The sequence below is a fragment of the Pannonibacter indicus genome (assembly GCF_001418225.1).
In the GTDB taxonomy this organism is placed as follows: Bacteria; Pseudomonadota; Alphaproteobacteria; order Rhizobiales; family Stappiaceae; genus Pannonibacter; species Pannonibacter indicus.
Genome location: NZ_LIPT01000004.1, coordinates 47,277 through 61,296, shown reverse-complemented (window position 1 = coordinate 61,296; position 14,020 = coordinate 47,277). Strand labels below are relative to the sequence as shown.

11 protein-coding genes are annotated in these 14,020 nt (G+C 63.9%); 9 read left to right on the top strand and 2 right to left on the bottom strand.

Annotated elements, in window-relative coordinates:
- Positions 1 to 5 precede the first annotated feature (5 nt).
- Entirely contained in the window at positions 6 to 1,340 is a 1,335-nt protein-coding gene (locus ASC48_RS08585) for an NAD(P)H-dependent oxidoreductase (RefSeq protein WP_055455506.1), read from the bottom strand.
- A 312-nt stretch (positions 1,341 to 1,652) separates the two neighbouring features.
- Here ASC48_RS08585 and ASC48_RS08580 point away from each other — a divergent pair, with 312 nt between their 5' ends.
- Genes ASC48_RS08580 through ASC48_RS08550 form a run of 7 tightly spaced genes read left to right on the top strand, consistent with a single transcriptional unit; the run spans position 1,653 to position 8,360 of the window.
- The gene (locus tag ASC48_RS08580; protein ID WP_055455357.1) at positions 1,653 to 3,209 is read left to right on the top strand and encodes an ABC transporter substrate-binding protein; all 1,557 of its coding nucleotides are present in this window, start codon (positions 1,653 to 1,655) and stop codon (positions 3,207 to 3,209) included.
- A 9-nt stretch (positions 3,210 to 3,218) separates the two neighbouring features.
- On the top strand, positions 3,219 to 4,160 hold the full coding sequence (locus ASC48_RS08575; protein ID WP_055455356.1) for a carbohydrate ABC transporter permease: 942 nt from the start codon (positions 3,219 to 3,221) through the stop codon (positions 4,158 to 4,160).
- 3 nt (positions 4,161 to 4,163) lie between these two features.
- Positions 4,164 to 5,006: a carbohydrate ABC transporter permease gene (locus ASC48_RS08570; RefSeq protein ID WP_055455355.1), complete on the top strand. Its 843-nt coding sequence runs from the start codon at positions 4,164 to 4,166 to the stop codon at positions 5,004 to 5,006.
- Positions 5,007 to 5,011: 5 nt separating this feature from the next.
- Positions 5,012 to 6,061 (top strand): ABC transporter ATP-binding protein, encoded by a 1,050-nt coding sequence (locus ASC48_RS08565; RefSeq protein WP_055455354.1) that lies wholly within the window; start codon positions 5,012 to 5,014, stop codon positions 6,059 to 6,061.
- Positions 6,062 to 6,069: 8 nt separating this feature from the next.
- Positions 6,070 to 7,071 (top strand): carbohydrate kinase family protein, encoded by a 1,002-nt coding sequence (locus tag ASC48_RS08560; RefSeq protein ID WP_055455353.1) that lies wholly within the window; start codon positions 6,070 to 6,072, stop codon positions 7,069 to 7,071.
- A complete protein-coding gene (locus ASC48_RS08555; RefSeq protein ID WP_055455352.1) occupies positions 7,043 to 7,747 on the top strand; it encodes a hypothetical protein in 705 nt (234 codons plus the stop codon). Before ASC48_RS08560 ends, ASC48_RS08555 begins: the two co-directional genes overlap by 29 nt.
- A gap of 1 nt (position 7,748) precedes the next feature.
- Complete coding sequence (locus ASC48_RS08550) at positions 7,749 to 8,360, top strand: hypothetical protein (protein ID WP_055455351.1); 612 nt, start codon at positions 7,749 to 7,751, stop codon at positions 8,358 to 8,360.
- A 191-nt stretch (positions 8,361 to 8,551) separates the two neighbouring features.
- Here ASC48_RS08550 and ASC48_RS08545 read toward each other — a convergent pair whose 3' ends face one another.
- Entirely contained in the window at positions 8,552 to 10,813 is a 2,262-nt protein-coding gene (locus ASC48_RS08545; RefSeq protein ID WP_055455350.1) for a ComEC/Rec2 family competence protein, read from the bottom strand.
- 236 nt (positions 10,814 to 11,049) lie between these two features.
- Here ASC48_RS08545 and gltX point away from each other — a divergent pair, with 236 nt between their 5' ends.
- On the top strand, positions 11,050 to 12,474 hold the full coding sequence (gene gltX, locus ASC48_RS08540; protein WP_055455349.1) for a glutamate--tRNA ligase: 1,425 nt from the start codon (positions 11,050 to 11,052) through the stop codon (positions 12,472 to 12,474).
- A 240-nt stretch (positions 12,475 to 12,714) separates the two neighbouring features.
- Complete coding sequence (gltA, locus tag ASC48_RS08535; protein ID WP_055455348.1) at positions 12,715 to 14,007, top strand: citrate synthase; 1,293 nt, start codon at positions 12,715 to 12,717, stop codon at positions 14,005 to 14,007.
- The last annotated feature ends 13 nt before the right edge of the window (positions 14,008 to 14,020 follow it).

The window sequence follows — 14,020 nt, the reverse complement described above, 5'->3', positions numbered from 1 at the left end:
TGTCCTCAGGCATGCGCAGGCTCTTGCCCGTACACCATCGCATCCTGGCGGCGGCGCAGCTCGGCAATGCGGGAATTGGCGGGAAGCGCGGTATTCTCGCTGGTGATCAGCTCACCCTTGCGGATCGGCTTGGTGACCTTGGCCCCCGTCAGCAGGCCAGCAGGAATGCCCTTGGCATTACGGGCGCGGGAGACTTCCATGATCCAGGCGCGGTAGGTGTATTCGCCGATCTGGTCCAGCGTCTCGCCCGGCTGAAGGTCGCGCTTCGCCACCGCGCAGACTTCCGCCACCGGCTTGTCGAGCGGGATCATGTCGGCCTTGCCGTAGAGAACGGCGCGGGCGCAGGTCAGCGGCACTTCCAGTGAAGTCAGGTGATAGGGCCGGATGAAGCTGAAATACGGGCCGTCGCCCATCTTCAGATCCTTCATCCGCTCCCAGACGCGCGGATGCTCGGCTTCGGCGACAACGAAAACGCCCGGCGCCAGCCCCTTGCCGACGGAAAAGTCCACACGGCCAATACCGGACAGCACGCCGCCATCCTTCTGCGGAATGAGGGTGGTTGCCAGTTCCTTCGGCCCGGCAGCGGGCCCATGCATGCCGTCACAGTCCGGAATCAGCCCCGTGGCATTGGCGATGGCAGCCATCTCCACCATGGTCTTGGAGCCATCAACGAATTCCACCAGCATACGCGCGTTCATATGGCGCGCCCTGGCTTCCGCCGCATAGGCATCCGGCGTTGCGTCAATGTTGAGCGGGTTGTTCTTGCCCTTGCCCGCGCAAACGATGCGGTGCCCCATGGCGGAGACAAACTCGATCAGCTCCATACAGGAAGACGGCTCATCGCCTGCCCCAAGGCTGTAGACGACACCCAGCCGGTCCGCCTCGCGCCGCAGATAGGCACCGATGGTGACGTCCGCCTCGACGTTCATCATGACCAGATGCTTGCCGCGCTCCATGGCATTGAGGCCGATTTCCGCGCCGACAGCCGGAACGCCCGTGGCATCGATCACCACGTCGATGAGACCCGATTCGAGAATGATGTCCGAAGACGCGGCAATCGCCGTGCGGCCGGATTCGATGGCGGCATTCAGCCTGTCCACCGTGCCGGCGTCCTGGCTGTGCCCTGGCTCCTGACGGGCAATCTCCACGGCCTTGTGCGCGGCCGCCGGATTGATGTCCGCAATTGCAGCCACTTCCACGCCATCCATCATGGATGCGCGGGTGACGATATCCGTGCCCATTTCACCGGAACCGATCAGTCCGATGCGGACCGGGCGGCCAGCCTGCGCCCTTGCAGCCAGATCGCGGGCAAGACCTGTAAGCGCGACGTTTGAAGCCATTTCATATGCCTTGGTGGGGTTGAGTTGCCGCAAGCATTGTGAACTTTCGTTCTTCTGTCAACGCACATGTTCATTCATTCGTCGCTGCAATCGCTCACAGCCATCACCGCACTGCACAACGGATCAAGCCATACTTTGCATCAAATCCGATTGACAAGCGGCAAAAGACGAACAATTGTTTTCTAGAACATTCAAATGTTCCGGCCCATATCCGCAGGCAAATGAACCGCCTGCCCAGCGCAACCTCTGCGCAACCCGGGCCGAGGAAATGCCCTTGGCAATCATGGCCATCGTCATCTGGGAGGAGACTTGATGGGTATCACCGGAAAACTTTCGCGCCGTTCGTTCCTGAAGGCGGGCACTGCTGCCGCCGGCGCATCACTGATCGGCACGTCTTGGAGCACGCGTCTTCTGGCGCAGAACGGCCTGCCAGATCCGCAGACCATTCTGGACGATATTTCCATCTCGAAATACGTCCGCGCCGACTACCAGAAGCTTTACGGCCTGACTGACAGCAAGCCGCTGTGGGACCCGGCAAAGGACTGGATCCGCACCTGCGACTGGGAGGCGGTGCGCAAGGAATTCGCCGGCACGACCGTGCGCTTTGCCATCGGTGCGGCCGATCAGGAATCCGCCGCTGAGGGGCTCGACCCATTCGAGGCCCTGTCTGGCATCAAGGTCGAGCTGGTTCCGATCCCCGATGACAGCTTCTATGACAAGGCCGTCGCCGAGTTCATCTCCGGCAATGCGTCCTTCGATGCGCTGCAGTTCTTCTCGCCCTGGCTGGGCGATTTTGCAGCCCCCGGCTTCCTCGCCCCGCTTGGCGACTATGCCGAGAAGTGGAAACTGCCGCTTGATGACTTCTATGATACCTACCGCCTGAACTACGGCTATTTCAACGGGACCATGTACGGCATCCCGTTCGACTGCGACATCCAGATGGTGCATCTGCGCAAGAAGATGGTCGAGGAGGTTCTGGGCGGCCCGATCGACAGGTGGACCTCCGTCCCGACCTATGACGAGCTGATCCGCCTGTCGGCAGAGCTGAACAACAAGACCAAGGGTGTTGCCGGCATCGGCATGCTGGGCGCGCGCGGTTTCTGGTCCACCTACACCTGGGAGCATGTGGCGGCGCAGGCCGGCATGATGCTCTTCGACGACAAGTGGGAGCCCATCTTCAACGGCGACGCGGGCAACAAGGGCATGGATATCATCCTTGCGCTGTCCAAGAACGCCATCGAAGGCTTTGCCGGTGCAGGCTGGGGCGAAAACCGCGCCGCATGGCTCGGCGGACAGGTCGCCACCAACATCAGCTGGCAGGATTCGGGCACGCAGGCCATGCGCCCTGACCAGTCGCAGATCGTCGATGATTTCGTCACCATCTACGAGCCGCGCATTGCCGGCGGTCATTTCGCACCGCCCAATATCGCAGGCTCGACCTCCTGCGTGGCGGCCAACAGCCAGAATGCGGAAGGCGCATTCCTGATGCTCGCCTTCCTCACCACCGCCTCGATCATGGCCATGAATGAGGCCAACGCCAATGGCGTGGCGCCGGGCTACCGCTCGGTTCTGACCAACCCGAACCTTCAGGTGGCCTCACAGCCGGCTGAAGTGTGGAGCAAGTCGCTCGACTATGCCTGGTGCGCCCCGCGCCTGCCCGGCATGTTCGAGATGGAACAGATCATGGGCAACGAGATCAACCGCGCCCTGACCGGCCAGATCTCCGGCAAGGAAGCCCTGGACAATGCGGCGGCTGCCGTCCGCAAGATCATGGACCGCAACGGCTTCTATGGCAGCAAGCCGCCGGTCGACTATGCCGCCGCCGCACCCGGCCTCTGGGTGGGCAAGGACAAGGCTCTGCCCTTCTGAGGACCTGCAATGACCGGCACCCACCTGCCGGCAGCCGGAGCGGCTTCTGCCGCTCCGGCTCTGCCCGGCCGTACCTTCAGGCGCCGCAATCCGCGCATGCGCCAGCTTTTCCCCTACCTGCTGGTGGCTCCGGCCGTCTGCTTCCTGCTGACGATCACGCTCTATCCGGGCGCCTATGCGATCTATCAGTCTCTCTTCTATGTGAAATTCAACACCTGGAACTTCGTCGGGCTGGAGAACTATCAGGATCTGATGAGCGACCGGGAGTTCTGGGCAGCGCTCGCCAATACCGCGATCATCGGCGGCATCGCCCTCATTGCCGAATGCCTGCTGGCGCTGCTGCTCGCCTTCCACGCCTACCGTGACCCGTGGATCAAGGGCTGGCGCATCATCTTCCTGGTACCGATGCTGTTCATGCCCTCGGCCGTCGCCTTCATCTGGAAGCTCGCCTTCATGGATGGCCGCGTCATTGCGGACCTCCTCATGCGCATCGGCCTCATCGACGGGCACATTGCCTGGACATCCTCGATCTGGCTGTCCCGCCTGACGCTGATCGTCGCCGATATCTGGCAGTGGACGCCATTCCTCTTCATCATCTTCGTGGCCGCGCTTCAGGGGCAGGACGAGGAAGTGGAGGAAGCCGCCCGCCTCGATGGCGCCAGTTGGGGCGCGATCTTCTGGAACATTTCACTGCCAATGATGCGGCCTGTGATCGCCGTGGCGGTGATCCTGCGCGGCATCGACATCACCACCATGTTCGCCAACGTCTTCATCATGACCCAGGGCACACCCGGCGGCGCGACGGAGACGATCAGCTATTTCATCTACCGGATCGGCTTCAAGACCTTCAACTTCGGCTACGCCTCGGCAGCCTCGGTGGTCATGCTGGTTCTCACCGTCATCATCGCGCAGCTTGCCGTCAAGCGCGCCTTCCGTTCCGGGAGGGACTAGGCCATGGCCTCGCAGCGCCGCAACAAGGGCGAAAAGCTCTTCCTGCGTTATCTCATCCTCGGGGCCTGGGCCCTGTTCTGCCTCGCCCCCGTGCTCTGGTTCCTGTCCATCGGCTTCCGGCCGAGGACAGAAATCATCACGCCCCAGCCGATCTACCTGCCGGGCTTCAGCCTTGATGCCTGGCACATGATCTGGCGTGACTGGCCGATGGGCCATTACCTGCGCAATTCGCTGCTGGCGATTGCAGGGTCCGTCGTCATCGATCTGGTGCTGGCCGTGCCGGCCGCCTTCTCGCTCGCCCGCTACCGTTATAAGGGCCGGGAGGACATCGGCTTCTATATCCTCTCCACCCGCATGATGGCTCCCGCTATTGTGGCGATCCCGATCTTCTTCCTGTTCAAGACGATGGGGCTGCTCAACACGGTCTGGGCGCTGATGCTGATCTATGCGGCGGTCAACCTGTCGGTCGTCACCTGGATCATCCGCTCCTACATGCTCGACATCCCGAAAGAGCTGGAGGATGCGGCTCGCACGGACGGAGCCTCGGACCTGCGCATCCTGTGGGAGATCATCATCCCGGCCATCCTGCCGGGTATCATCACCGCAGGCGTCATCGCGGCCATTTTCGCGATCAACGAGTTCCTCTTCACCCTTCTGATCGCCTCCACCAAGGATGCCTATACGCTCTCGGTGGCGCTCGCCAACTTCACCGGCGGATCAGACGGGGTCATCTACAACGCAATTGCCCTCGTCGCCTTCCTCGCGTTCGTTCCGGTGTTCCTGGTGGTGGCTGCCATCCAGAAGCATCTCTCGCGCGGGCTGACGATGGGCGCGGTCAAGGGATAAGCACCATGGCACGTATCGAACTCTCCGGCATCCAGAAGTCCTGGGGCAGCTTCTGGGGCGTGCGCGATGTGAACATCGACATCGCCGACAAGGAATTCATCGTCTTCCTCGGCCCCTCGGGCTGCGGCAAGACCACCACCATGCGCATGATCGCCGGACTGGAGGACCCCAGCGAAGGCGAGATCCGCATGGATGGCGAGGTAATGAATGCCGTGGACGCCCGCGACCGGGATGTGGCCATGGTGTTCCAGGGCTATGCGCTCTATCCCAACATGAGCATCTACGAGAACATCCGCTTCCCCTTGCGCATGCGCGGCGTGCCGAAGGCCGAGCATGACCGGCGCGTGCGCGAAGCTGCCGCCCTCGTGGAGCTGTCGGACTATCTCGACCGCAAACCGGGGGCGCTCTCTGGCGGCCAGCGCCAGCGCGCCGCCCTTGCCCGTGCCATCGTGCGCCAGCCGCAGGTGTTCCTGATGGATGAGCCGCTGTCGAACCTCGACGCCAAGCTGCGGCAGGCGATGCGCGTGCAGATCAAGCACATCCAGCGCCAGCTGGCCATTACAACCGTCTACGTCACCCATGACCAGATCGAGGCCATGACGCTGGCTGACCGGATCGTCATCATGCAGAACGGCACGATCCAGCAGACCGGCACGCCGGACGAGATCTACAACGACCCGGCCAACACCTTCGTTGCAGGGTTCATCGGCTCTCCCCCGATGAACCTGGTGCCGGGGCGGCTGGAGAACGGAACGTTCTCCGCCCCCGGCATCTCCATCCCGGACGTGCGCCTTGCCCACAGCGGGGACGTGACACTCGGCGTGCGCCCGGAAGACTGCCATGTCACCGACAGCGGCGGGCACATGAGCGCGCCGGTCTATGGCGTGGAGCCGACCGGCGATCTCACCTATCTGACGCTGAAGCCCGGCAGCCTGCTGTTCGAGGTGAAGGCCGACCGCAGCTACCGCTCCGATCTCGACCGGACGCAGGCTATCGCCTTCGATCTGTCCCGGCTGTATTTCTTTGACACGGCCAGCGGTCAGCGGCTGCGGTGAGGTGGGCCATGCGGGCAGATTACACATCCATGGGCTTCTACACGTTTGACGCCCTCTGCCGCCCGGTGAACGAGCTTCCTGCGGGCGGCGGCACCCTGTTTGTCGAGGACTTCACGCTGGCCGTTTCCGGCGCGGCCGGCAGTGCCGCCATCGTCGCGGCCAAGCACGGGCTGAAGGTGCGGGCCGTGGGCGGCGTCGGCCAGGACGACATGGGCGACTGGGTGCTGATGAAACTCGGCCGCTTCGGCGTCGACACCAGCCTGATGCAGCGCTGCGAGGGCTTTGCCACCTCTTCCTCCATCGTCACCACGAGGCCAGATGGTGCCCGCCCTGCCCTGCACAAGCGCGGCGCCACGGCCGGCTTTTATGTGGACGATGCGCAGGCCGAAACCGTGCTCGACACGAAGATCCTGCATGTGGGCGGTGTCGGGCTGATGGACCGGATGGACAAGGGCCGCAATGCGGAACTGATGGCGGAAGCCAAGAAGCGCGGTGTCACCACCACGCTCGACGTTTTCGCCTCCACCCGCGATGACCTGCCGCTGGTCAGGCCGCTGCTGGCGCATACGGACTATTTCATGCCCTCCGAGGAAGAAGCCCGCGCCCTGTCCGGGCTGGAGGACTTCGAGGACATTGCCAAATTCCTGCTCGATCAGGGCACCGGGGCCGTCATCCTGACCCTTGGCGCGCTGGGCGCCATGTACCGGGACAACAAAGGCCTTGCCTTCGATCTTCCGGCCTATGCGATCGACGTCGTGTGCACCTGCGGCTGTGGCGACTGCTTCAACGCGGGCTTTGCCACCGGGCTGCATCTCGGCCTGCCGATTGAGGACTGTGTGCGCATGGGACAGGCAAGCTCGGCCCAGAACGCCATGGGCCTTGGCTCGCAGGCTGTTGTGAAAGATCTCGATACGACGCGGAGGTTTATGGCCAACACGGCGCTGCGCCCTTATACTTGGGCGGAAGATCAGGAGTTGCGCCATGAAGCACCCGCCCGTTCCGGGGCCTGAGGAACTTGTCCTGCCGCTCAGGGACATTCTGCGCGGCCTGCGCCAGAAAGCACCGGTGCCAAAGTCGCTTATCGAACCGGCCCTCAACCTGCTGCCGCGTGACATCCGCGCATCGCTGAGCCGCATCGTCGAGGACGTTGCCGGTGAAAAGATCGGCCGCCTGCGTGTGCGCGCCCCTGATACTGCCTCTCTGCAGCGGGCCAGCCTTGCCTTGAAAGGCGGACCCGCTGCCCCTGCGGATTTGGCTGGCGCGCTCGCCTGGGGCGGCGCGGTTTTTCTGGCAGAGGCAGGGCTTTCCACCCTCCTCGTCAGCGAGACGGTGGCCGCGCTCTGCTGGCATGAGGCGCTGGATGAAAGCTTTGACAGCCCGGCGCGTGCGGCGGCGCTGGTGCAGGGGCTAGACCGGCACAGTTTCATCAGCCCGGCCCCCGGCATCGTTTCTGCCGCCATCCCGGACAGCGGCATGGAACCGGCGCGGCTGCGCCTTGCCATGACGGCGCTTGTGGTGTGGTTGCTGGCAGAGCGCTCCGGCACGCCGGGCAGCCTCTCCGGCGAGCATGAACTGCTCCGCATCGCCCTGCTGCTTTGCGACAGCAGCAAGGACGGAATTTTGCACGCCTTCCGCGACCGCGAAGCGCTGGGCAGCCTGCTGCAACAGCTCGCCGAGAGGATCTGACATGAGTGGCCCGCTTGCCAGTTTCGACCAATCCCGCTTGCCGGTACGCAAGGCAATCCGCCGCCTTCGCTGGTTCATTGCCTCCTTCCACGAACATGCAAACGGCCTGAAGAGCGAAACCGGACAGCCCTTCACCGTGGATGACGGCAAGCTGACCGCCGCCTTCATGAGCTGGTACCGCGCCTTTGAGGCGCAGAAGCACAAGGCGGATGCGGACCGGCGCGGCTATGTAACCTTCGCCGCCGGCCTGATGCTGCGCGAGCTTCTGCATTTCGGCCCGCTGACAGCAAAGCGCAGCGAAACCGCAGCGGATGTGCCCGCCCCGCCGGGCGGCGGTGCCCCGGCCGTCTTCTGGCCGGAAGGCCATGCCTATGTCACCTATTGCCTTGCCGTGCGCGCTGCGGTTCTGGCGCAGGAATTCCACACAGAGCCGCATGAAGTGCCGGAGCTTTCGGACCTGCGGACCTGGTGGTCCTTCCGGGAAAACATCCTCGAAGACCCGGACCTTGCCATCAGCTTCCTGGAACTTTTCAGCGGCGAGCAGCCACACTGGACCGCCTCCGCCATCTTCGCCCCGCATCAGGATATTCCACCCTTGCCCCGGCAGCAGTGAGGCCAGACCACTTGCTTTCCTCTCCATCGTCATCCCGGGCCGAACGAAGAGAGGACCCGGGACCGGTGAGCCAAGGGCGGTCGCTTACATCTCAGAAGCCCAATCGGCACCCCGGCTCACCGGCCCCGGATCTCCGCTTCGCTGCGTCCGGGGTGACGATTGAAAGGCTTTTATGCAAGAGAGGCGCGCCCTCACTGTGCCCCGTGCCACGGGCGGGTGCGGATGGGGCGGGCCCATTGCAGGTGCGTGATCACCACCCTGCCCTCCACCACCTCCAGCCAGAGGGCGAGTGCGCCTTTGTCCGTGCGCTCCGGCCCGCCGATGGCCAGCGCCTTTGCGCAAGAACGCGGCAGGGTGAAGCTGCTGATGACCATATCCGCAAGGCGGCAATCCTCCTCCAGCGCCTCAAGGCTGCGGCTGAGAGCCACGCGAAGTGGCGCCACCGCAGCCCCGTCTTCCGAAGGCAGCGGATAGGCATCAACCACGCAGCCGGACGGATCACAGGCCATGTCCCGCGGCAGCAGGCGGCGCGCGTCAAATTCCATCGGCGGAACCCCATCGCCCCGCAGCCAGGTCTCCGCCGCAAAGCCGACCTTGGAGGCCGTGACGCGCAAATCCCCTGAGGCATCGCGCACCGCCACCAGCGCGCCCCTGTCCGCCACCATGATATCCGGCGGGCGGAAGAGCATCAGCGAGGCAAGACCAATGCCGAGCGGCACCGCCGCAAGGGCCCGCCAGCGCCCGTTCGCCAGCAGCAGCATGAAGACAGAGGCCGTGAGCATCACCGCCGCAAGGGCTGGCATCTGCCCCGTCACCCCGTCAGTGTCGCTGAGCGAGGCGGTGAAACTGGCTGAGGCGAGCATCAGGTCAATGCCCCAGGCCATCACCGCCAGCGGCAGATCCGCAAGGCCAAAGGGCAGCAGCAGGAAGGCCAGCACCCCGGCAGGCATGACGATGAAGGAGACGGCGGGCATGGCCAGAAGGTTGCCGAGCAATCCATAGGGCGATACCCGGTCGAAGTGATAGGCCCCGATCACGCCCGTCGCCACACCGGCCACAAGCGATGTCATGGCAAGCCCTCCCGCCCATAACATGACAGATGAAAAAATGCGGTGCGCAAGTCCAAGGCTTGCCCGGCGTGCCGCATTCATCTTCGTGGCCGGACGGCGGGCCCAGTCGTCATAGACCGCAACCAGACAAAGAACGGCGGCAAAGGACATCTGAAAGCCGGGGTCATAGAGATCCTCCGGCGCCACGATCAGCAGCGCCAGCGCCACCAGCGACAGGCTGCGCAGGCTGAGGCCCCGCCGCCCGGTCAACAGCCCCAGAAACACCAGCGAAATCATCAGATAGGAGCGCTGCGTCGGCACACTGGCGCCTGACAGCAGCAGATAGGCGGTTGCCGTCACCAGGGCCACACAGGCGGCGATCTTGTGGATGGGAAGCCGCAACGCCAGCAACGGAAAGGCCGCCAGCAGCGCCAGCGCCGCCGCATAGACCCCGCCCGCGAACAGCGCCATGTGCAGGCCGGAGATCGACAGCACATGCGCCAGCCCGGATTCCCGAAGGTCCTCGACCGCTTCATCTGAAATGAGACTTCTGTCCCCGACAAGTAACGCAGCCGCCAGCGCCGCCCGGTCGCCCTCGCCAAGGGCGGCGCGAATGCCTTCGACAAGGCCCGCTCGCACCGCCTCGATCTGCCGGAGCGCCTTCAGCCGGAGCCCCGGCGGCGGCAGGTCTAGTGTCTCCGGCGCACCCAGCACGAAGCCGGTGGCACCGATCCGGTCATAATAGGCGCGGAAGGCAAAGTCATAGCCGCCCGGACGCACCGGGCCGGAAGGCGGCACCAGGCGGGCCCGCACCTTGATGGCATCGCCAATGGCAAGCTTCTGCGCCTGCCGCAGCACCAGCCGAACCCGCGCAGGCGGTTCACCCCGGCGCGACCAGTGTGCCACATCAACCGTCACCTGCCGGGATCCCCCCGCTCCGGCGATGCCTGAAACGTGGCCGGAAATCTCTGCTGAAACCGGCCCCTTCAGCACGGGCGCAGCAATGCTGACCGTGCGCATGGCCCCTGCCGCTGCCCCAGCCAGAGCCAAGGCCAGAACCAGCGCCACGGCATGAAGCCGCCCGCGCCAATGCGCCCACAGAGCAAAGGCAAGCGCCGCAAAGGCCAGCGCCATCAGCACCCAGCCATTGGGCTCATGCGGGGAGGAAAAATAAAGCGCAATGCCACCGCAGAAGGCAAAGGCCTGCAGCACGGGGGCAAGATCACGCGGGGCCTTACGGCTGACCGCTGCAGCCGGTTTCAGCAGTCCGGCATCGGGCGCATGCGGCTGCTTGCGCCACAGGCGCTCACTATGCCGGTAAAACCAGTCAGGAATGGAGAAGGGGCGGCGCGGCGGCGGCGCCCTGTCATCTGTTGCAGAGCCTGTCAGCCCTGCATCGGCCATGGCCCTGCGGCCCCTGCTTCATACGCCAAACGCAAACCCACCCCACACTGCCGGTGCGCCTCAGAGGCGACAATTCCAGCGGTTTATTCCCTCTGGTTTTGTCTGTTCGCCACCCCTGAATTTTACAGACAACGCCAGACATTTGCCCGGCCGCGCGCCTGTGCTAAAGAGCCAGCAACCGGATTCCGGTTCTGACCGGCATCCCCTCACTCTGACAGAGAAACAACATCCTGACCATGGCTGACCAGATCGTCACGCGCTTTGCGCCTTCCCCGACCGGCTACCTTCATATTGGCGGCGCCCGCACGGCTCTCTTCAACTGGCTCTTTGCCAAGCGCCACGGCGGCAAGATGCTGCTGCGCATCGAGGACACCGACCGCGCCCGTTCCACCAAGGAAGCCGTGGATGCGCTGCTCGACGGCCTGACCTGGCTCGGCCTCGACTGGGACGGCGAGCCCGTGTCCCAGTTCGGCCGCGTCAAGCGTCATCAGGAAGTGGTGGAAGAGATGCTGGCGCGCGGCACCGCCTACCGCTGCTATTGCTCGCCGCAGGAACTGGAAGAGATGCGCGAGAAGGCCCGCGCCGAAGGCCGCCCGCCGCGCTATGACGGCACCTGGCGCGACCGCGACGCCTCAGAGGCTCCGGCTGGCGTTGCCCCGGCCATCCGCCTGCGCGCGCCGCTCGAGGGCGAGACCATCGTTGATGATCAGGTGCAGGGCCGCATTACATTCCCGAACAAGGATCTGGATGATCTGGTCCTGATGCGCTCGGACGGCGTGCCGACCTACATGCTGGCCGTGGTGGTGGACGATCATGACATGGGCGTGACCCACATCATCCGTGGCGACGACCACCTGACCAACGCCGCCCGCCAGACCCTGATCTATCAGGCCATGGGCTGGGACGTGCCCAGCATGTCGCACATCCCGCTGATTCATGGTCCGGACGGCGCCAAGCTTTCCAAGCGCCACGGTGCGCTGGGGGCGGAAGCCTACCGCGCCATGGGCTATCTGCCTGCCGCCATGCGCAACTACCTCGCCCGTCTCGGCTGGAGCCATGGCGACGACGAGATCATGTCCACCGAAGACATGATTTCCTGGTTCGGCCTTGAGTCCATCGGCCGTTCGCCCGCCCGCTTCGATTTCAAGAAGCTGGAGAACCTCAACGGCCACTACATGCGTGCCACCGCCGATGCGGACCTTCTGGTGCACTGGAAGGCCTGCATTGCCCATAACGAGGGCGGCGCCGCCATTCTCGACTGGATGGCTGCCCCCGGCAATGAAGCCAAGGTGCTGGCAGCCCTGCCCGGCCTCAAGGAACGCGCCAAGACGCTGGTGGAACTCACCGAAAGCGCATCATACCTTTGGCGGGTGCGGCCAATTGACCTCGACGAGAAGGCCGGCACCATTCTGGACGCGGAAGGCAAGTCGATCCTTGCCCGCCTCCTGCCGCAGCTCGAGGCTGACGGCACGTGGTCGCTGGAAAGCACGGAAGCTGCCGTCAAGGCCTTCGCGGAAGCCGAAAACCTCAAGCTTGGCAAGGTGGCGCAGCCTCTGCGCGCTGCATTGACGGGCCGCGGCACCTCGCCCGGCATCTATGATGTGCTGGTGGTTCTGGGCAAGGACGAATCCCTTGGCCGCATTGCCGATCAGGCTGCTTGACGCCTGATCGGACAGGTATTTTCAGAATAACGTTCAGCGTTATTTGTTGGAACCAGGCCCATGGCGCAGACGTTTTCGCGCCATGGGCAGTGCAGCATGCAGCTTGCAGCCCCTGCTCAAATGGGATACGCAATCCGGGGCTATTTCAACCGCCGTGCAAGCATCAGGCAGATCAGTCAAGGTCTGCGGCGCTCCCAACGCCAGAATGCACCGGCAGTTCCAGACGAAGGGGTTACCTGAATGGGCGACACGAAAGCCAACCTGACCGTTGACGGCAAGGCCAGCGATTTCAAGATTCTCGATGGCTCCATCGGACCGTCGGTCGTGGACATCTCCACTCTCTACAAAGAGACGGGCATGTTCACCTACGATCCGGGCTTCACTTCGACCGCATCGTGCGAATCCAAGATTACCTACATCGATGGCGACGAAGGCGTGCTTCTGCACCGCGGTTACCCGATCGAGCAGCTGGCCGAGAAGGGTGACTTCCTCGAAGTCTGCTATCTGCTTCTCTACGGCGAACTGCCGACCGCCGCCCAGAAGAAAGACTTCGACTACCGCGTCACGCACCACACCATGGTGCATGAGCAGATGAGCCGCTTCTTCACCGGCTACCGCCGCGACGCTCACCCGATGGCCGTCATGGTCGGCACCGTGGGTGCCCTCTCCGCCTTCTATCACGACTCGACCGACATCACCGATCCGCACCAGCGCATGGTCGCTTCGCTGCGCATGATCGCCAAGATGCCGACGATCGCTGCAATGGCCTACAAGTATCACGTCGGCCAGCCCTTCGTTTACCCGAAGAACGACCTCGACTACGCCTCCAACTTCCTGCGCATGTGCTTTGCCGTGCCCTGCGAGGAGTACAAGGTCAACCCGGTCCTGTCCCGCGCCATGGACCGCATCTTCATCCTGCACGCCGACCACGAGCAGAACGCCTCGACCTCGACCGTGCGTCTTGCCGGCTCGTCGGGCGCCAACCCCTTCGCCTGCATCGCAGCCGGCATTGCCTGCCTCTGGGGCCCGGCACACGGCGGCGCCAACGAGGCTGCGCTCAATATGCTGATGGAAATCGGCTCGGTTGACCGCATCCCCGAATATATCGAGCGCGCCAAGGACAAGAACGATCCGTTCCGTCTGATGGGCTTCGGCCACCGGGTCTACAAGAACTACGACCCGCGCGCCAAGATCATGCAGAAGACCATGTACGAAGTGCTGGAGGCCACCGGCCATGCGGATGACCCGCTGATGCAGGTTGCCCTCGAGCTGGAAAAGATCGCCCTCAACGATCCATACTTCATCGAGAAGAAGCTCTACCCGAACGTCGACTTCTACTCAGGCATCACGCTGCGTGCGCTCGGCTTCCCGACCACCATGTTCACCGTGCTCTTCGCTCTTGCCCGCACCGTGGGCTGGATCGCACAGTGGAACGAGATGATCGAAGATCCGTCCCAGCGCATCGGCCGTCCCCGCCAGCTCTACACCGGCGCTCCGAAGCGCGACTACGTGCCGCTCGCCAACCGCAGCTGAGATCTTCTGATCT